At 71.4% G+C, this 19,300-nt stretch carries 14 protein-coding genes; 5 read left to right on the top strand and 9 right to left on the bottom strand.

Translation table 11 applies throughout. The annotated features are described in order from the left end of the window. Window positions 1-14: 14 nt before the first annotated feature. Both KOL93_RS11035 and KOL93_RS11030 read left to right on the top strand, forming a co-directional pair. Window positions 15-2,822, top strand: coding sequence for a glycosyltransferase (locus KOL93_RS11035; protein WP_221585406.1), 2,808 nt, complete (start codon window positions 15-17; stop codon window positions 2,820-2,822). Then, a complete protein-coding gene (locus tag KOL93_RS11030; protein WP_221585405.1) occupies window positions 2,819-4,207 on the top strand; it encodes a DUF5719 family protein in 1,389 nt (462 codons plus the stop codon). The genes KOL93_RS11035 and KOL93_RS11030 overlap by 4 nt, the downstream gene beginning before the upstream one ends. 12 nt (window positions 4,208-4,219) lie before the next feature. Here KOL93_RS11030 and KOL93_RS11025 read toward each other — a convergent pair whose 3' ends face one another. After that, the gene (locus tag KOL93_RS11025) at window positions 4,220-4,684 is read right to left on the bottom strand and encodes a hypothetical protein (RefSeq protein WP_221585404.1); all 465 of its coding nucleotides are present in this window, start codon (window positions 4,682-4,684) and stop codon (window positions 4,220-4,222) included. Window positions 4,685-4,707: 23 nt separating this feature from the next. Here KOL93_RS11025 and KOL93_RS11020 point away from each other — a divergent pair, with 23 nt between their 5' ends. Further along, on the top strand, window positions 4,708-4,914 hold the full coding sequence (locus KOL93_RS11020; RefSeq protein WP_221585403.1) for a DUF3499 family protein: 207 nt from the start codon (window positions 4,708-4,710) through the stop codon (window positions 4,912-4,914). A gap of 29 nt (window positions 4,915-4,943) precedes the next feature. On the opposite strand, the gene KOL93_RS11015 is transcribed toward KOL93_RS11020, so the two are convergent. After that, window positions 4,944-5,816 (bottom strand): RDD family protein, encoded by an 873-nt coding sequence (locus KOL93_RS11015; RefSeq protein WP_221585402.1) that lies wholly within the window; start codon window positions 5,814-5,816, stop codon window positions 4,944-4,946. Between the two features lie 16 nt (window positions 5,817-5,832). Here KOL93_RS11015 and KOL93_RS11010 point away from each other — a divergent pair, with 16 nt between their 5' ends. Continuing rightward, a complete protein-coding gene (locus KOL93_RS11010) occupies window positions 5,833-6,828 on the top strand; it encodes a stage II sporulation protein M (RefSeq protein ID WP_221585401.1) in 996 nt (331 codons plus the stop codon). Between the two features lie 6 nt (window positions 6,829-6,834). Here the strand turns inward: KOL93_RS11010 and KOL93_RS11005 are convergent, their stop codons facing one another. The 7 genes from KOL93_RS11005 to KOL93_RS10975 all read right to left on the bottom strand — a co-directional run bounded on the left by KOL93_RS11005 (window position 6,835) and on the right by KOL93_RS10975 (window position 18,518). Then, a complete protein-coding gene (locus tag KOL93_RS11005) occupies window positions 6,835-7,272 on the bottom strand; it encodes a Fur family transcriptional regulator (RefSeq protein ID WP_221585400.1) in 438 nt (145 codons plus the stop codon). A gap of 90 nt (window positions 7,273-7,362) precedes the next feature. After that, a complete protein-coding gene (locus tag KOL93_RS11000) occupies window positions 7,363-12,816 on the bottom strand; it encodes a CshA/CshB family fibrillar adhesin-related protein (RefSeq protein ID WP_221585399.1) in 5,454 nt (1,817 codons plus the stop codon). Between the two features lie 236 nt (window positions 12,817-13,052). After that, a complete protein-coding gene (locus KOL93_RS10995) occupies window positions 13,053-14,363 on the bottom strand; it encodes a DUF58 domain-containing protein (RefSeq protein WP_221585398.1) in 1,311 nt (436 codons plus the stop codon). Between the two features lie 12 nt (window positions 14,364-14,375). Then, the gene (locus KOL93_RS10990; protein ID WP_221585397.1) at window positions 14,376-15,383 is read right to left on the bottom strand and encodes an AAA family ATPase; all 1,008 of its coding nucleotides are present in this window, start codon (window positions 15,381-15,383) and stop codon (window positions 14,376-14,378) included. Continuing rightward, window positions 15,380-16,576, bottom strand: a complete 1,197-nt coding sequence (locus KOL93_RS10985) for a DUF4350 domain-containing protein (protein ID WP_221585396.1) — start codon at window positions 16,574-16,576, stop codon at window positions 15,380-15,382. The genes KOL93_RS10990 and KOL93_RS10985 overlap by 4 nt, the downstream gene beginning before the upstream one ends. Next, window positions 16,573-17,226: a DUF4129 domain-containing protein gene (locus tag KOL93_RS10980; RefSeq protein WP_221585395.1), complete on the bottom strand. Its 654-nt coding sequence runs from the start codon at window positions 17,224-17,226 to the stop codon at window positions 16,573-16,575. The genes KOL93_RS10985 and KOL93_RS10980 overlap by 4 nt, the downstream gene beginning before the upstream one ends. Next, complete coding sequence (locus KOL93_RS10975; protein WP_221585394.1) at window positions 17,223-18,518, bottom strand: DUF7544 domain-containing protein; 1,296 nt, start codon at window positions 18,516-18,518, stop codon at window positions 17,223-17,225. Before KOL93_RS10975 ends, KOL93_RS10980 begins: the two co-directional genes overlap by 4 nt. A gap of 100 nt (window positions 18,519-18,618) precedes the next feature. On the opposite strand from KOL93_RS10975, the gene mtrA reads away from it, so the two are divergent. Beyond that, window positions 18,619-19,299, top strand: coding sequence for an MtrAB system response regulator MtrA (mtrA, locus tag KOL93_RS10970; RefSeq protein WP_221585393.1), 681 nt, complete (start codon window positions 18,619-18,621; stop codon window positions 19,297-19,299). Window position 19,300 lies beyond the last annotated feature (1 nt).

Raw genomic sequence — 19,300 nt, 5'->3', positions numbered from 1 at the left:
AGGCTTGCCGGGTCATGCCCGCCCCAGTACATGTCGTGCTCGTCGCGCGGTCGGCCCCCGCAGCCGCGTCGCGACTCGAACGCACCCTCGCCGCCCTTCGAGCGCAGACCCGAGCGATCGACGGTCTGACGATCGTCGTCTGCGGCGACCACGAACCCCTCCGCGACGCCGTCGACGCCTCGAATGCCGAGGCAGCGATCCATGCGCCCGAGAGCATCCCGTTCGGGGGAGCCGTCGAGCTCGTGCTGCCGAGGATCCCCGACGGGCGCGCCGCGTGGCTCCTCGATGATCACTCGGCCCCGGAGCCCGACACCCTCTCGCGGCTCATGGCCGCGCTCGAGCGCCAGCCCTCGGTCGCCCTCGCCGCGCCGAAGCTCGTCAGAGCCGACGACCGGCGCACGATCGAGTCCTTCGGCATGACGATGACGCGCTTCGGCCGCACGGTCGAGCTCGCCCGCGGCGAATACGACCAGGGGCAGCACGACCGCGCCGACGACGTCCTCGGGGCGGATATCCGCGGCATGCTCATGCGCGGCGACGTCCTCGGCGCGCTCGCGCCCGATCGCGCGCTCCTCGGCGTCGACGAGGGTCTCGATATGGGAGTGCGTGCGCGCCTGGCCGGTCGCCGTGTGGCGCTCGCGCCCGACGCGCGCGTCGCGGTGTGGCCGTCGCACCAGCATCCGCTCACGCGCGGATACGTGTCGCGTGTCGCGCGTCTGCATCGCCGGCTCTCCTATGCGCCGCTTCTCGGCGTGCTGTTCCAGTGGCTGCTCCTCCTGCCGCTCGCGCTGTGGAGCACGGCGGTCGCCTTCCTCGCGAAGCGCCCCTCCCGCGCCGTCCCCGAATGGATGGCCGCGGCGACCGTGCTCGTGCGCGTGCCCGCCATCGTGCGTTCGCGCGCGAAGATCCGGCATGTCCGCACCGGGTCGTGGCGTCAGGTGGATCCGCTCCGCCTGTCGCGGGCCGAGCTGCGGGAACGCCAGCAGGCCGCCGAGGACGACGGCGAATACGCACGTGAGCCCCTGCGGTTCTTCTCGGGCGGCGGAGCATGGGCCGTCCTCGGATCGCTCGCGGCGAGCATCGGCGTGTTCGCGGCGCTGCTCACCTGGCCCGGCCTCGCGGGCGGGGCGCTGCTGCCGCTCCGGAGCACCGTCGCAGGGCTCTGGTCCGACGCGCTCTACGGTCTGCGGCCCGAGGGGCTCGACGCCGTCGGCGCCGCGGATCCGTTCTCGGCGCTCATCGCGGTCATCGGAACGATGTCGCCGGGAGCCCCCTCCTTCGCGCTCGTGGTGCTGTGGATCCTCGCGCCGCCGCTGGCCGTCCTGGGTGGGTGGTTCGCCGCGACGCGCGTCGCCGATGGTGCGGCGGCGCGCGTCGCGATGGCGCTCCTGTGGGGTGCGGCTCCGCCGTTCTGGGACGCCCTCATGCAGGGGCGTCCCGCCGCCGTGCTGCTGCACCTGCTGCTGCCATGGCTCCTGTACGCCGGCGCCGCCGCGCACCGCTCCTGGACGACGGCCGGGGCGGCGTCCCTCCTGCTCGTCGGCGTCGTCGCCTGCGCTCCGTCGATTGCGCCGGCCCTCGCCATCGTGTGGATTCTGGCCCTCGTCGCGACGATCCTGTGGGCGAAGCGCGGCATCGGCCGCGTCGTGTGGGTGATCCTGCCGACGCTCGCGATGTTCGCACCGCTCGCCGTGCAGCAGATCTCGCGCGGCACGCCCTGGGGTCTCTTCGCGGATCCCGGTGCCATCGTGGCGTATGCGACCGGCCCCGTCGCCGCGCTCGCCGCGGGCTTCGCGAACGGCGGCGGCGACTGGACGGTGCTGTTCGCGGATCTCGGCCTCCCCGCCGACGACCTGGCGGGGGCGCTCGCCTGGATCCCGCTGCTCGTGGCTCCCGTCGCTCTGCTCGCGCTCGCGGCCCCCGCCATCCGTCGCACGCGCGTCGCGCTCTTCGCGCTCGCGCTCGCGGCGCTCGGCGTCGCGACGGCGGTCATCGCGACGCACGCGCATCTCGCATTCGTCGACGGCGAGGCCGTCGCCGTCTGGCCGGGCAGCGGCCTCACCCTCGGCTGGATGGGACTCGTCCTCGCCGCGGCGATGACGATCGACGCCGCGAGTGAGAAGCGTCGCTGGGGCGGACTCCTGGCGGGCGTCGCGGTCGCCTGCGTCGTCGTGGCCATCGTGCCGCAGCTCACCGCCCTGCACCGCGGGGCCTCGCCGCTGCACGCGAGCACAGGGACGACGCTGCCCGCGTACATCTCCGCAGAGGCCCGTGACGACCGCGCGCTCGGCACGCTCGTCCTGACGCCCCTGGTCGACGGCGGCGTCGAGACGACGGTCGTCTGGGGGCCCAGCGAGACGCTCGGCGGCGCATCGACATTCGCTCGCACCGAGCTGACGGCATCCGAGCGCGACGAGTGGCTGGCGCGCGTCGCGGGCGACATCATCTCCGGCAGCTCCTCGGCCGTCACCGAGCCCCTCGCACGGGCCGGCATCTCGTTCGTCCTCCTGCGCGAGCAGCCGGGCGATCCGAACGCCCCCCAGCGGGTCATGTCGCTGACGGCGACCGCGTCGATGGATCAGCGCTCCGGGTTCGTCCGCGTCGGCGAGACGCCCCGCGGCGCTCTCTGGCGCGTCGATGACGAGGCCTCCGCGCGCCCTGACCTCACCGGAGGAGAGGCGACGTCGGCGTGGCTCATCGGAGCCAGCCAGGTGGCCCTGCTCATCGGCGGCCTGCTGCTCGCGATCCCGACGCGCGACACACGCCTGGCCGTGCGCCACTCGCCCCGAAGAATCGGCCGGACCACGGAGGAGACCGCATGAACCGCCGCACCACGCGCGCGATTGCCGGCGGCCTCCTGGGCCTGGCCATCGTCGGATTCGCCGTCGGCGCCGCCGTCGTACCGTGGTCGACGCTCACCGCGTCCGGCGTGGCCGGATCCGACGCGCAGGCGCCGCGCGTCGAGGTCACGCCCGCTCCCGCCGAAGCCGTTCTGGCATGCGATGGGCCGCTCCTTGCCCTCGGCCGCGACGCGAGCGACGCGCAGGGGCTCTCGAACGCGGCCGACCTCGCGATGACGATGCGCAATTCGCGGGATGAGGAGCCGGAGGCGGAGGCCGCACTCGAGCTGCCGGGCGTCGCCAGCTCTCTCGAGGTCTCGCAGCTTCCCGACGGCGACGAGATCATCTCGGTCGCGGCCGCCGGATCCGCCACGGTCGACGCACCGGACATGCACGGCTACGCCGCGTCGGCGTGCCGCGCGCCGGCGCCGGAGACGTGGATCGTCGGTGCGACCGTGGCCACCGGCGTGACCGACCTCCTCGTGGTCGCGAACCCGTCCGATGTCCCCTCGACGGTCTCGCTCGAGGTCTACGGGGTCGAGGGACGCACCGTCCCGCCGAACGGACTGGTCGCGCTTCCCGCGCATACGCAGCGCGCGATCCCCGTGGCGAGCGTCGCGGGCGGCGAGCAGAGTCCCGTCATCCGCGTGACTGCCGAAGGCGCCCCCGTGCGCACGACGCTCCAATCGAGCCGGATCGACACCCTCGAGCCGATCGGCATCGACCTGCAGGCGGGCGTGCTCCCGTCGAATCGCCACGTGATCCCCCGCGTGCGGATCACGGAGGCGGCCGTCGAGTCGGAGGAGCCGACGGAGCTTCGCGTGCTCGGGACGAACGGGCAGGAGGGAACCGTCGACGTCCGCGTCATCGACGAGGGCACGGGGGAGGAGGCCTTCTCGACCACGGCGGAGCTTGCGTCCGACGAACCCGTCAGCATCTCCCTCGATGATCTCGATGCCGGAAGCTACGCCGTCCGCCTGTCCGGTGACGTCCCCTCCGTCGCCGCCCTGCGTCAGGTCGCGGCGTCCGACTATGCGTGGGTCACACCGAGCGAGAGGCTCGACGGCTCGAGCCTCGTCGCGGTTCCCGAGAGCCGGTTCGACGAGTTCGCCTTGACGTTCGCCGCCCTCGGCGGCGACGCGGCGTCTGTGTCGATCGAGCCGGTCGGCGACGGCGACGCGCAGACGCTCGACGTGGCCGCCGGAGGATCCGCCTCCGTGAACGTGCCCGCAGAGGCGACCTACCGGATCGTCGTCGAGAGCGGATCCGTGGCCGGCGCCGCGGGGACGTGGGCGAACGACGCCGTCGGCGCGTTCCCCATCGACCCCGACCCCTCGGCGCCCGAGGGCATCACGGTCGTGCCGTAGCCCACCGTCGGATCAGTGGAACGGGTCGGCGCCGAGATCCCACGGTTCGCGCCCCAGGTACTCCGCCGCGGCGCGGAACACCGCGCCCTCGACGAGAACGCGTCGGTGGAACTCATCGGCCTGGTGCATCGGGACGCCGTGTGCCTTCGACATGCGCTCGACCGCGACACGATAGATGAGGATGCGTCCCGCGTCCCGGTCGATCGCCCAGCGCGGGACATCGCCGCCGGCGTCGTGGCGGGGCATGCCCGCGACCTCGAACCGGACGTCGCGCAGCTCGGGCCACGTGGCGCGCAGGTAGTCGGCGGTCGAGGTGACCGTGACATCGAAGCGGTCGAAGCGCGACCCCACCGCCGGAAGAGGCGGCTTCGTGATGGGGCTGCGCCCGAGGCGCCCATGACGCCCGTGACGCGCCGGGCGAGGCCTCGCGGCGGACGGATCCCGCTCTTCGCGGCGCGCACGATCCCACCACTTCATGCACACAGCCTATGCTGAGCCGGATGCGTGAACGAATCTGCTCCAAGGTCGGCTGCAGCCGCGAGGCCGTGTCGACGCTCACGTTCGACTACGAGGGCCGCATGGCCGCTCTCGGTCCCCTCGGTGCGGGCAATGACCCGCATGCCCACGATCTGTGCGCCGTCCACACTGACCGCCTGTCTGTGCCGATGGGGTGGGAGGTCCTGCGCCACGAGGCGTTTCGGGACTGAGGCGTGCTCACGGCCTGCGCAGTCGGCGATCAATCGTGAGACACGCCCGACGGCCCGAGCCCGGTCATCGGGTCGACACCGCTGAGGCGGACCGTTCGCTCGTGCTCGGTGCGGAGCGACGTGCGCTCGCGTTCGCGGCGGACGGCCGCGACACCGAGGAGCAGGAGCTCTGGCGCCACGTCGGGCAGCGGCGAGACGAACGGCGCGACGTCGGCCGCGAGCTCGGCCGCGATGCGATGGCGCACAGCCGGATGCATGCGCCCGGCGCCCGCGGAGAAGCGCGTCACCTGCGCGTCGGTGCGGTCGGGGAGCCGTGACACGTCGGCGATCTCGGCCCAGCCCGCCAGAGACTCCGGCACACCGAGCGCGGGCGGGGGAAGCCGGGGACGGCGCACCCGCTCGCTGTAGGTGCCGGCGACGAGGTCGCCCAGGCGCTGTGATCGCGGCGTGAACACGCCGACGACGAGGGCGAGTCCGCCGAAGGTCATGTAGATCTCGAGCACGCCCAGGATCCCGCGGATGAACGCGTGGCGGAACCCGATCGCGCCGCCGTCCGAACGCACGATCCGTCCGCCGACGGCGAGCTTGCCGAGGCTGCGGCCGCGGGTGAGGGTCTCGACCGTGATCGGCACGGCGGCGAACGCGACCACGAGCATGACGATCGAGAAGATCTGCGCGGTGCCCTCGTCGAGGACGCCTGCCTGAATGAGTGCGCCGGCCCCGAACACGGCGAACGCAAGGTAGACGATCCACCCGATCGCTGCGTCGATGAGGCCGCCGAGGACGCGCATGCCGAGCCCGATCGGCTGCAGGTCGAGGGCGACGGCCTCGCCCGTGAGCACCTCGTCATCCGTGACGAGGGCGCGCGGGCCCCGCGGGCCCGTGACTGCGGCTGTCGTCATACGTAGAGTTAACCAGGTGAACCTCGATGCGCTGATCGACGAACGCCGTCCGGAATGGGATCGGCTCGACGAGCTCGCGACCGCCAAGCGGCTCACCGGCGCGCAGGCCGATGAGCTCGTGCATCTGTACCGCGCGGCGTCCGCCGATCTCGCCGACATCAAGACGTCGGTGGGTCGCACGCCCGCGGGCGACTACGTGTCGAACATCCTCGGCCGCGCGCGGCTGCGCCTCACGGGGACGCCCGAGAACGTCGTGCGTCAGATCCCGCGGTTCTTCGCCCTCCAGCTGCCGGCGGCCCTGTACCGGATCCGCTGGGAGACCTTCGTCGTCGCCGTCACGTTCATCGCGATCGTGGCGCTCGTCGCGTGGTGGGCGCAGCAGGATCCCGCCTACATGGCCGCGCTCGGCGACGAAGCGCAGCTGGAGCAGTACGCGGAGGAGGACTTCGTCGCGTACTACAGCGAGCACGCCGAGGGCGTGTTCGCGGGCATGGTGTGGACGAACAACGCCTGGATCGCGGCGCAGTGCATCATGTTCGGCATCACGGGCATCTGGCCCGTGTACGTCATCATGCAGAACGCCGTGGGGCTCGGAACATCCGCGGCCGTCATGAACTGGTTCGGCCACGGCGACGACTTCCTGCTCTTCATCCTCCCGCACGGCCTGCTCGAGATGACGTGCATCTTCGTCGCGGCGGCCGCGGGGCTGCGCATCTTCTGGTCGTGGGTCGCGCCGGGGGCGCGCTCGCGCGGATCCGCGCTCGCCGCCGAGGGGCGCGCGCTCGCGACGGTCGTGGTGGGGCTCATCCTCGCGCTCGGCTTGTCGGGGCTCGTCGAGGGTTTCGTCACGCGCCAGGACTGGCCGCACGCGGTCAAGATCGGCATCGGCGCGCTCGCGCTCGGCGCCTTCCTCGCCTACATGCTCGTCGTCGGTCGCCGCGCGGCGAGGCTCGGCGAGACGGGCGACCTCACCGAATACGAGGCCGGGACACAGCGTCTCGTCGCGGGCTGACGGGGCTCAGGCTGCGTCGCAGGCTGCGCAGATGGCGCGGAAGGTGACGTTCGCCTCGAGCACGCGCATGCCGTGGGTGTGGCTCGGGTGCAGGCACGGCGCCTCGCCGACGGCGCACTCGACGTCTTCGACGCGTCCGCACACGACGCACTGCAGGTGGTGGTGGTTGTCGGCCTTCGCGAGCTCGTAGAGGGCGCTCGCGGCGCCGGGAAGGCTCACGCGCTGCGCGATCCGCGCCTCCGTGAGGTCGTTCATGATGCCGTGCACCGTCTGGAGGGCGACGCCGGGGATCCGCCCCTGCACGTGCTCGTGCAGCTCGTCGACGGCCGCGTGCGGGTGCGCCGCGAGCGCGTCGAGAACAGCCGTGCGCTGTGCCGTGACGCGCAGGCCCGCACCGCGGAGCAGATCCGCTGCGGTGTGGGCCGGGGGAGAGGTCACGGTCATCTGAACGATCCTATCTTGTTCTGAATCGTTCGCGACAAGAAAGACCGCGGGGCACCTGTGCGATCACAGGTGCCCCGCGGTGAGGCCGGCTCACTGCAGCTGGCGCCGCCTGTTCATGGCGATCAGTGCGGATCCGCCGAGCAGGATGAGCAGCGCGGCCAGCGCCGTCAGCCCGGTGCCGCCCGGCAGGCCCGTTGCGGGCAGGTCGGGATCCGACGGGGTCGGCGCGGGCGGCTCGGTCGGCTCCGGCGTCGGCACAGGCGTCGGGGTCGGTTCCGGCGCGGGCGCGAGCTCCGTCGTCGTCATGCAGTTGGCGTCGTCGCCGTCGAGGCAGGCCCCGCCGTCGCCTTCGCCTGGGGTCACGACGTTGGTGAGGACGCCGTCCCCGGTCAGCGGGTCGTCGATCGTCGCCGAGTACGTGATCGTCACGCTCTCGCCGACCGGGAGCGGACCGGACCACGTCAGCGTCGGATCCGCGTACGAGACCTCGCCGGCCGACGCCTCGGCGTCGCCGTCGAAGGCCGCGTCGTCGAGCACCTCGGTGAGATCGTCGATGATCGTGGCGGGCTGCTCGTCGGTGTAGTCCGCCGCGCCCGTATTGGTCACTGTCACGGTGTAGCCGACGACGTCGCCCGCCTCACTCTCCTGCGTCGCGGTGCTCGTCTTGGCCACCTCGTATGCGCGCACGGGGACGTCGGTCGAGCATCCCTCCTCGGTTCCCTCGACGCAGTGCGAATCGGGTCCGACCACGCCGTTGACGAGCTCGCCGTCGCCCGTGACCGGGCTGTTCACCGTGACCGAGTATGTGACGGTCGCCGTCTGGTCGGGCTCGAGGGAGCCGGACCACGAGAGCGTCGGCTCGTCGTACGTCACCTCGCCGATGTCGGCGGTCGCGTCGTCGTCGAACGTCGCGTCATCGAGGACCTCGGTGAGGTCGTCGGTGAAGCGCGCCGGGTCGTCATCGGTGTACGGCGTCTGACCCGCGTTGGTGACGGCGATCGTGTACTCGACGACGTCACCGGCGAGCACGGACGACTCGGCGTCGGCCGTCTTGGTGATCTCGAGCGCGCGGATCGGGTCGACGGTGGAGCACTCGGGTTCGGTGCCCTCGTCGCAGTTGGACTCGGGCGGACCGACGACGGCGTTGGTGAGGGTGCCGTTTCCGGAGAGCGGATCGTTCACCGTCACGGAGTACGTGATCGTCGCGGTCGCCCCCGGATCCAGAGCCCCCGACCACGACAGCGTCGGCTCGTCGTACGTCGCCTCGCCGAGGTCGGCGGTCGCGTCGTCGTCGAAGGCGGCGTCATCGAGCACCTCGGTGAGGTCATCGGTGAACGTCGCCGGTGACGTGGCCGTGTACGGCACCTGCCCGGTGTTGGTGACCTCGACCGTGTACGTCACCGTGTCGCCGGGACGCACCTCGTCCCCGGCATCGGACGTCTTGTCGATCGCGAGCCCGCGGATCGGGTCGGGTTCGATGCAGTCGGGGTCGGTCGACACCGGGTCGGTGCAGTTGGACTCCTCGGGGCCGATCACGACGTTGAACAGGTCGCCGTCTCCGGTCGGAGGGTCGTTGACCGTGACCGTGTAGGTGACGGTCGCGATCTCGCCGGGCGCGAGCGCGCCGGACCACGAGAGCGTCGGTTCGGCGTATGCCGTCTCGCCGATGTCGGCCGACGCCTCGCCGAAGGTCGCGTCGTCGAGGACCTCGGTGAGGTCGTCGTCGAACGTCGCGGGGTCCTCGTCAGTGTAGGGAACGGCTCCGGTGTTCTCGACGGCGATCGTGTACGTCACCGTCTCGCCGGGGACGGCGTCGCCGTCGCCGTCGGACGTCTTCTCGAGGTGCAGCGCGCGGATCGGGTCGACGGTGGAGCACTCGGGTTCCGTGCCCTCGTCGCAGTTGGATTCAGGCGGACCGACGATCGCATTCGTCAGCGTGCCGTCTCCGGAGAGCGGGTCGTCGATCGTCACGGAATAGGTGATCGTCGCCGTCTCGCCGGGATCGAGCGCTCCCGACCAGGAGAGCGTCGGCTCGGCGTACGAGGCCGTTCCGATATCCGCGGTCGCGTCGTCGTTGTAGGCGGCGTCGTCGAGGACCTCGGTCAGGTCGTCCGCGAAGGTCGCTGGGGCATCCTCCGTGTAGGGCGCCTGGCCCGTGTTCGTGACCTCGATCGTGTAGGTCACGTCGGCGCCCGGAATCACCTCGCCTTCGGGGGCGGAGGTCTTGGCGATCTCGAGCTCGCGGATCGGGTCGACGGTGGAGCACTCGGGTTCGGTGCCCTCGTCGCAGTTGGACTCGGGCGGACCGACGACGGCGTTGGTGAGGGTGCCGTCTCCCGAGAGCGGGTCGGTGACGGTCACGGAGTATGTGATGGTCGCGGTCTGCCCGGGCTCGAGGGCGCCGGACCAGGACAGCGTGGGCTCGGCGTACGCGGTGGTGCCGATGTCGGCGGTCGCGTCGTCGTCGAAGGTCGCGTCGTCGAGGACCTCGGTCAGGTCGTCCGCGAAGGTCGCCGGGGCGTCCTCCGTGTAGGCGGCCTGGCCGGTGTTGGTGACCTCGACCGTGTACGTCACGGTCTCGCCCGGAGCGACGGATCCGCTCGGCTCGGCGGTCTTGACGATCTCCAGAGCCTTCACGGGGACGACGGTGGAGCACTCGGGTTCGGTGCCCTCGTCGCAGTTGGATTCGGGCGGGCCGACGACAGCATTGGTGAGGGCGCCGTCTCCGGAGATCGGGTCGTCGACGGTCACGGAATAGGTGATCGTCGCGGTCTGCCCGGGCTCGAGGGCGCCGGACCACGACAGCGCGGGCTCGGTGTACGAGACCGTGCCGATGTCGGCTGTCGCGTCGTCATCGAATGCCGCGTCGTCGAGGACCTCCGTGAGGTCGTCCGCGAACGTGGCCGGCGCGTCCGACGTGTAGGGGACCTCGCCGGTGTTGGTGACCTCGACCGTGTAGGTGACGGTGTCGCCCGGGAGCACCTCGTCGGCCGCGTTCGAGGTCTTGGTGATCTCGAGCTCGCGGATCGGGTCGGGTTCGACGCAGTCGGGGTCGTTCGACGCCGGGTCGGTGCAGTTGGACTCCTCGGGTCCGAGCACGACGTTGAACATGCTGCCGTCGCCGCTCGGCGGGTCGTTGACGGTGACGGTGTAGGTGACGGTCGCGATCTCGCCCGGTGCGAGGGGACCCGACCACGAGAGGATGGGCTCGGCGTACGTCGTCTCGCCGATGTCGGCCGAGGCATCGCCGAAGGTCGCGTCGTCGAGGACCTCGGTGAGGTCGTCGTCGAACGTCGCGGGGGCGTCCTCGGTGTACGGGACGCTGCCGGTGTTCTCGACGGCGATCGTGTATGTCACCGTCTCGCCGGGGACGGCGTCGCCGTCGCCGTCGGACGTCTTCTCGAGGTGGAGCGCGCGAACCGGATTCGGGACGTTGCAGTCCTCCTCCGTGCCGTCGAGGCAGTTCGACTCGGGCGGCCCCACGACGGCGTTGTCGAGAGTGCCGTCGCCCTCGGTCGTGGCCGGGTCCTCGACCGTGACGGAGTACGTGATCGTCGCCGACTCCCCGCCGGCGAGCGGGCCGGACCAGGTCAGATCGGGTGCGGTGTACGTCACCTCGCCGATGTCGGCCGCGCCGTCGTCGTTGTAGGTCGCGTCGTCCAGGACGTCGGTCAGATCATCGGCGAACGCGGCGGGGTCGTCGGCGGTGTAGGCACCGGCGCCGGGGTTCGCAACAGTCACGGTGTACGTGACCGTGTCGCCTGGGATCACCTCACCCGTGGGGTTCGCCGTCTTCGCGATCACGAGATCCCGGACGAGGACGTCCGTCGAGCAGTCGGGATCCTCGGAGCCGTCGGCGCAGTTCGACTCGGGCGGGCCCACCACCGTGTTCGCGAGAGTCGCATCGCCGGAGAGGGGATCGTTCACGGTGGCGCTGTAGGTGATGGTCGCCGTCTCGCCCACCGCGAGCGGCCCGGACCAGGAGAGCTCGGGCGCCGCGTAGGACGTGGTGCCGATGTCGGCGTCGGCGTCGTCGTTGTAGATCGCGTCGTCGAGGACGTCGCTGAGGTCGTCCGTGAACGCGGCCGGTTCGTCTGACGTGTAGTCGACCTCGCCGGTGTTCTCGACGGTGATGGTGTAGTCGACGCTGTCGCCCGGAACCACCGGGCCGGCGGGATCGGCGGACTTCTGGATCGTCAGCCCGGGATTGGGAACGTCGACGATGACCTGGTGGTCCTCGACCTCGCCCCCCTGGACGATGCCGGTGGGGTCGGCGGAGGCCGTCTCGTTCGGGGCGATGCGCAGACGCAGGAAGGAGGGGGAGTCCTCGAGCGAGTCGACGGCGTCGTCGGGCACGGTCCAGGTCAGCGTGGCCGTGCCGGCGTCGCACGCGACCGTGTCGGAGGCCTCGCCGTCGTCGAAGGCGCCATTCGCGTTCCAGTCGATCCACCCGGTGACGTATCCCGGATTGGCGTCATCGCTGCGACAGACCACGTCCTGAGTCACCGTCTCGCCCCACGAGGTGTCGAAGGCGGCCGGCGAGTCGATGGCGTCCTCGTCGGCGCTGCTCGTGACGTCGTCGCCCGTCGCATCGTCGCTGGCGTGGTAGGTGGCGTCGGAGTCGATGAGCTCGCCGAGGCCGATCGGCGGGGCAATCGGCTGCCCCAGCTCGAACGACTCTTCTGACACGTTGACCTGGGTCTCCAGCGTGTTCGGGGCGATCTCGCCGCCCTCCCACGCGGGCTCGACGATGGCGCCAGCCATTCCGTAGCTCTCAGGCGCGTCGCCGAAGTCGGACTGCAGCATCACGCCGACGGAGACCGCGCTGAAGCCGCCGCCGTGCAGGTCGACGGTCGCGCTCGTGGCGCCTTCCATGAAGCCGATCGCGAGCGGTCCGTTCGAGTTGTTGACCTCGCTGCACTGCGTGCCGTCGGGGCCGAGCTGCAGGCGGTCGTTCTCGAGCCAGGCCAGCACGGAGGTGTCGCAGTTGCGGTAGCGGTCGATGACACGCCAGCTGACATCCTGGTCCGTCGTCGCCGCGACGTACTCGCCCTGATCGAGGTTCGAGCTCTCGGCATCGGCGAAGACGAGCCCGCCGATCTCGAGGGGCGCCCCGTCGAACGTGACCTCACAGGAGAAGTCGAACTCGACGGTCGAGTTGTTGTCGGAGTTGCGGATGCCCGTGACGAGCGTGTTGGGGTTCGCCGCGCCGTCGTCGTTGGGGTCGAACGGGTCGTCTGCGCCGCCGATGTTGTAGAGGTTGTCGAAGCCGTCGCCGCGGTAGTCTCCCGACCGATAGGTCTGGATGTTCCCGCTGATCGGCGTGACGGTGCACGTGGTCACGAGCTCGTGCTCGCCGATCGTGCGGGTATTGCTGCGGGTGGCGCCCTCCGCGGGGATGACGATGCCGTCACTGCCCATGTCGAACCAGTCGATGGCACCGATGAAGCGGCCCTCGCCTCCCTCCGCGAACGTCGCGGCGGCGGGCGGAGCGGGAGCGACGACGCCGACGGCGGTGAGCAGCCCGCCCACCAGCGTCGCCATCGCCAACCACGCCACATGACGCGATCTGGCCGCTCGGTTCGTTCGCGGGGCGGCAGTTCTCATCGTTCCTCCCTGAACCCGAGGGAGAGAACCGAACGAGCGCTGCGGCGTGTGCCGTTCCCGCCCCCAGGTGGCACGTCATCTGGTGATGATTCGCCGTCACGCTATCAGAGACTCCATGTCTCCGGTGAGTTCGATGTGAGTGGGCTGTGCATGCTGCCGCGCGTGACGCGCGGCTACAGGCGTCCGGCCTTCTTCAGCGCGAGGTAGCGGTCCGCGATGCGCGGAGGGAGCGCCTCCGGAGTGTCGGCGAGTGACTCGGCGCCGGCCCGCGACATCGCCCGTGCGACGCGCTCGGCGTCCTGCTGCGTCGCCTCAGCGGCGGCGGCGCGGTACAGGTCGGTGACGGATCCGCCCTCCCTGGCCGCGTCGGCGAGCGCCGCATCGGTCACGGTACCGACGAGCACGGTCGTCGCTCCTCCGGAGAGGGCTGAGAGCCTGGTCAGGAAGCCGCGCGAGGACGCGAGCGACTCCTGCGCCGTGAGCACGACGACGAGGCTCGGACGGCGCGCCAGCCGACGGGCCTCGTCGAACGCGTGATCCCAGTCGGTGTCGATGAGCTGCGCCTCGACGCCCGCGAGAGCGTCGGTGATCTCCGGCAGCAGGCGTGCGCCGTCGACGCCGGTCACGCGCGCCCGGACGACCCGGTCGTACGCGAGGACATGCACGTGGTCGCCGGCGCGGTTCGCCAGCGCTGCGAGCAGCAGCGCCGCTTCGAACGTGGCGTCGAGGCGCGTCTCATCGCCGACGCGCGCGGCGGCGGTGCGGCCCGTGTCGATGAGGATCGTCACATGACGGTCGCGCTCCGGGCGCCACGTGCGCAGCATCGTCGTCGCGGCGCGAGCCGTCGCGCGCCAGTCGATCGAGCGCACGTCGTCGCCGCGCACGTACTCGCGGAGCGAGTCGAACTCCGTTCCCTGTCCGCGCACCTGCAGCGACGTGGATCCGTCGAGCTCGCGCAGGCGCTGCACACGGCTCGCGAGGTGTCGTCTGGCGCGGAACGGGGGGAGGATCCGCACGGCGCCGACCGCGACGATGTTCGCCTGGCGCCCCGCGAACCCGAGGGGACCGAGGATCCTGACGGTCGCGAACTCGCTGCGCAGCTCGCCGCGGCGGCGCGGGACCAGCGGGCTGTCGAGGATGCGCGACTCGTGCGGCGGGATCGTGACGCGCGCGCGTGACGCCGGCGGCTGCGCCGTCGGCTGCCAGGCGTCGCGCACACGCGCGCGCACCGTGCGCGTGCCCATGTTGATGAGCTGCAGACGTGTGCGCACCGTGTCGCCGAGCTTCGCTCGGGCCGGGACGTCGCGCGCGACGCGCAGGTCCGACGGGCGGGGGGCGGCGAGGACATCGACTGCGAGCACGGCGACGCACGCGATGATCCACAGGGCGAGTGTCATCCACGGGCTCACCCCGACTGTGCTGAGCAGCACGACGGGGAGCGCGCCCGTGGCCACGAGCAGCGGGAAGCGACCGGAGAGGAACACGACGGGGGCCGGTCAGCGCGGGACGGCGGTCTGGCGCAGCACCGAGGCCAGCACCGAGTCGACCGCGACGCCCTCGATCTCCGCGTCGGGGCGCAGCAGGATCCGGTGGCGCCAGACGGGCGTCAGCATGGCCTGCACGTGGTCGGGCGTGATCGCGGGATACCCGGACAGCCACGCCCAGGACTTCGCCGCGGAGAGCAGCGCGGTCGCGGCACGGGGGCTCGCGCCGACCTGGACAGACGCGGCCTGACGGGTCGCGCGCGCCAGGTCGACGATGTAGCTGAGCACGTCGTCCGTCGCCGAGACCTCCCGCACGGAGCGCTGCGCCGCGAGGATCTCATCGGGCGTCACGGCCGCCTCGACGGCGTCGAGGCGGCGCGGTGAGAATCCCGTGGAGTGGCGACGCAGCACGTCGATTTCGGCGTCGCGCTCCGGCACGCGGATCGTGAGCTTGAGGAGGAACCGGTCGAGCTGCGCTTCGGGCAGCGTGTAGGTGCCCTCGTGCTCGATCGGGTTCTGGGTCGCCGCGACGAGGAATGGGGCGGGGAGCGGGCGGGTGACGCCGTCGCTCGACACCTGACGTTCCTCCATCGCCTCGAGGAGCGCCGACTGCGTCTTGGGAGGCGTGCGGTTGATCTCGTCGGCCAGCAGGATGTTCGTGAAGACCGGACCCTCTCGGAACTCGAACTCGCCCGTCTTCGCGTCGTAGACGAGGGATCCGGACACGTCTCCGGGCATGAGGTCGGGTGTGAACTGCACGCGCTTCGTGTCGAGGCCGAGTGCGCGACTGAAGCTGCGCACGAGCAGCGTCTTCGCGACACCCGGCACTCCCTCGAGGAGGGCATGGCCGTCGCTCAGCAGCGCGATGAGCAGACCGCTCACGGCGCCGTCCTGCCCGACGACGGCTTTGCCGACCTCCGCGCGCACGCGGGCGATCGCGGCGCGCAGGCGCTCGGCGTCGGGATCGAGGGAGACGGCGGGGGCGGTGGGTGCGGCGGGGTGCGGAGCAGGGTCCGTCATCGTGAGCGTCCTTCCCAGGGGTCTGCGGAGTCGATGGCTGTTTCGAGGTCGCGGAGCCGCTCGCCGAGGTCGGCGAAGTCGGCGTCGTTCTGCGGGGTCGCGGTGAGCGTGTCGTGCACGACACGCGGATCGAAGCCGAGCACAGCTGCGGCCGCTCGAGCGACCTCGTCACGCGCGGCGTCGGCCGACAGCCCGAGGCGCCGGGCGAGTCGCGCGATCGCACCGCGACGAAGCACGTCGAGCGCGTGCGCGGGGTCGCCGGCCGTGCGGTAGAGGCGCGCCCGCCCCTCGAGCGTTTCGCCGGCCCGCACAGTCACAGGGAGGGACTCCGCGACGAGCGGGCCGAACCGGCGACCGCGCCAGACGCCGGCGGCGATCGTGATCAGCAAGCCGAGCACGATCACGGGCGTCACCCACGGCGGCACGAAGTCGCCGATCGCGGGATTCGCGTCGGACGCCTCCGCGTCGGCCGGCGACGGCGAGTACCAGATGACCTCGCCGCGCTGGCCCAGGAGGCCGAGCGCCAGCGCCGCATGCCCTTCCTCGGCGAGCACGTCGTTCTCGAAGAGCGCCTGCCCATCCACGAGCGTGAGAGCGGATCCTCCAGACGTCTCGGTCCGGAGCAGCGCGTGTCCGTCGTCGACGGGATAGCAGCCGGTCACGCCGGGTGCGTCGACCGAGTAGGCCGCTCCGGGGAGGATCGCGCCCGCGTTCTCGGCAGCGGGAAGCGTGCACTGCGGTGCGACCGGCTCGCTCGCAGACCCGGCTCCGCCGTACCCGATTCCGGGGAACAGGGGGTCGAGGGTCGCGTAGTCGGATCCGAGCACCACCGTCTCGCTCGCCCGATCGGCCAGCTCGGCAAGGGCGTCGCTTGTGAGGTACCAGGCGTCCGTGATGACGAGCGTCGCGTCAGTGCCCGCCGCGTCGATCGCGTCGTGTGCGTCGGCCGCGCGGTCGACGGCCGTCACGGTCGTTCCCTGATCCGCGAGCAGTGAGGTGACCGCACGGGCGCCGTCATAGCGAGGGCTGTCGGGATCGAGGGGGTCCGGCGCGGACCAGCTGTGCTCCAGCAGCGCCAGCACGGATCCGACCACGCAGATCGCGACGACGACCGCGACCCACCCCCAGACCCGACGACGACGCGATGGACGCGGTCCCGCATCACGCGGCGCGGTGGTCGCGACGAGGCTCATGTGAACACCGCCTGGGCCGCCTTCGCCGGGCGCGCGGACGCGAGCGCCCGGTCGAGGCCCGCCAGCTGCTGCGCTGTCTCGCGCGTCGCGCGGCGACGCAGGTAGCGCACGTCGTCGAAGCGCGACGCGGCGGCTGCGAGGTCGGACGCGTGCGGCGGGAAGTACTCGCGCGCCGCCTCGGAGAACGCGCGCGCCGTCATCCCCGGCGGGGCGAACAGGACGCCTCGCTCGTCGATCCCGCGCGCGATCGCGCGGAACCGGAGCACGACGGCGGCATCCCAGTCCTCGCGAGCGGCCGCGGCGTCGGCGTCGGTCCGCAGCTCGGCCGCCGATCGGGCGTCGTCGTCGAACAGCTCAGCGGACGGACGCGACGCGTGGCGGCGCTCGCCCCGGGGAAGTCCCCAGATCACGAATGCGACGACGATCGCCGCGACGGCGATCGCGACGATGACGATCGTCCAGAGCGGGCTCCACTCCGCGCCGCCGATCTGGGGCGTGAAGAGGTTCGCGATGACGTCGCCGATCGCCTGCGCGACGCGGTCGAACAGCGTCGGCTCGGCCTCGCGATACGCGGGGTCCGACAGCTCCTGCTCCGCCCATTCGCGTGCGTCGTCGCGATCGGGCAGCGCGGTGAGGACACGGAGGATCATACGGGCGGGGCGGGCGGCTGGTCGGGTGAGCCGGGTCGGGGCCGCTGTGGTGCCGGGTAGTTCGACGGGACAGTCGGGGTCGCCGACGGGCCGGCCGGAGCCGGGGCAGACGTCGGTGGAGCAGGTGCCGCGGGACCGCCGTACGCCGCGGGCGGGTAGGCCGGCGCCGCGGGCGGGGTCTGCCACGCCTGCGCGGGCGACGGGTGAGCGTGCGGCGACGGCTGGGCGCCGGCGATGAACTCGTACGGATCCGCCGCGGCTCCACCCGCGTCGACGTAGCGACGCATGCGCAGGTCGATTCCCTCGTCGCGCATGCGCGCGTCAATGTAGCAGAGCGCACCGCCGGCGGAGAGGACGATCATGAGGATCGCGGCGATCGCGAACGAGACGATCGACGTCAGGGCCACCAGCACCACGGACAGGACGACCATCGGGGTCGATTCGGTCGACGAGGCGCCGAGGGGCACGAAGATCGTCATGATCAGCGGGGTGAAGAGCGAGAAGACACCCGACACGACGCTCGCGGCCGTGTTCGTGATGAGGTACAGCAGGACGAGGATCCCGAACGTCCCCCAGAATCGGCCGCGCGTGAGCGTCCAGGAGCGACGCACACCGCGGAGCGGTCCGACGCCCTCCAGAACGATGGCGGCGGGGACGAGGTAGAGCTTCGTTCCGAGCCAGGCGTAGAGCACGAGCCCGCCGAGAAGCGCGAGGAGGAGGACGATGACGCCGATCCAGACGGAGCCCGCTCCGGAGCCGGAGAAGGCGCCCGTGAGCCCGAGGATCAGGGCGGCGGGCAGGATCAGGATGATCATGCCGATGAAGGTCGCGACGCCGAGGAGCATCGCATAGCCGAACAGCCGCCAGAAGGCGGGGCCGACGCGGCGCCACAGCACCGACAGACGTGCCTTCTCGCCGAGGGACGCGTGCCCGACCTCCGCGACGACGACGCCCTGTGCGATCGTCGTGACGCACGTGAGGAGCAGCGACAGCAGGATGGTCGCGATGATGAGGATCGCCGTCGAGCCCGCCATGATCTGGGCGAACTCCTCGGAGAACTCGGGAACGGTCTCCGCCCGCGAGAACGTCCACGCGGCGACGCCGCCGACGCCGAGGAACAGGAGCACCATCGCCAGCGTCTGAAGTCCGACGACGAACAGCAGGAGCACCTTCGGGTTGCCCTTGAGCACCGCGAACGCCTTGCCGAGAATCGTGCCGAAGCCGAACGGATAGAGCGGAACCAGGCCCTGGCGCGGCGCGGGCGCCCAGCTGGCCGACGAATGATCTGTCACCGTTTATCTCCTCCCCATCGCAATCGTTCCATACCTGTGATCGGTATCGGCGCGGTGTCGCCCCACCACGTGGCGGGTCGGCGGATTAGGCTATGGATCCATGACTGGTCGCATTCTCGTCGTCGACGATGACACCGCGCTTGCCGAGATGATCGGCATCGTGTTGCGCACGGACGGATTCGAGACCTCGTTCTGCTCCGACGGCACCGAAGCGGTCGACGTGTGGAGGCGAGCGAATCCCGATCTGGTGCTCCTCGACCTCATGCTCCCCGGCAAGGACGGCATCGAGATCTGCCGTGAGATCCGGGCGGAGTCCGGCGTGCCGGTGATCATGCTCACGGCCCGCTCCGACACGACCGACGTCGTCGCGGGCCTCGAGGTCGGCGCCGACGACTACATCGTCAAGCCCTTCAATCCCAAGGAGCTCGTGGCGCGGATCCGCGCGCGTCTGCGCCCGGCTCTGCCGGAGGAGACGTCCACGATGCGCGTCGGCGACCTGTCGATCGACGTGTCGGCGCACGAGGTCCGGCGCGGCGACGAGCTCATCTCCCTCACGCCTCTCGAGTTCGAGCTGCTCGTGGCTCTGGCGTCGAAGCCGCAGCAGGTGTTCACGCGCGAGCACCTGCTCGAGCAGGTGTGGGGCTACCACTACAAGGCCGACACCCGTCTCGTGAACGTGCACGTGCAGCGCCTGCGCTCGAAGATCGAGCTCGACCCCGACAGCCCCCGCATCGTCATGACGGTGCGCGGTGTGGGCTATCGCGCCGGCGCCACGTCCTGAC

This window comes from Microbacterium salitolerans, from assembly GCF_019720895.1.
Lineage (GTDB): Bacteria > Actinomycetota > Actinomycetes > Actinomycetales > Microbacteriaceae > Microbacterium.
Note: the sequence above shows the minus strand (reverse complement) of the source record. Positions and strands in the feature narration are given on the sequence as shown.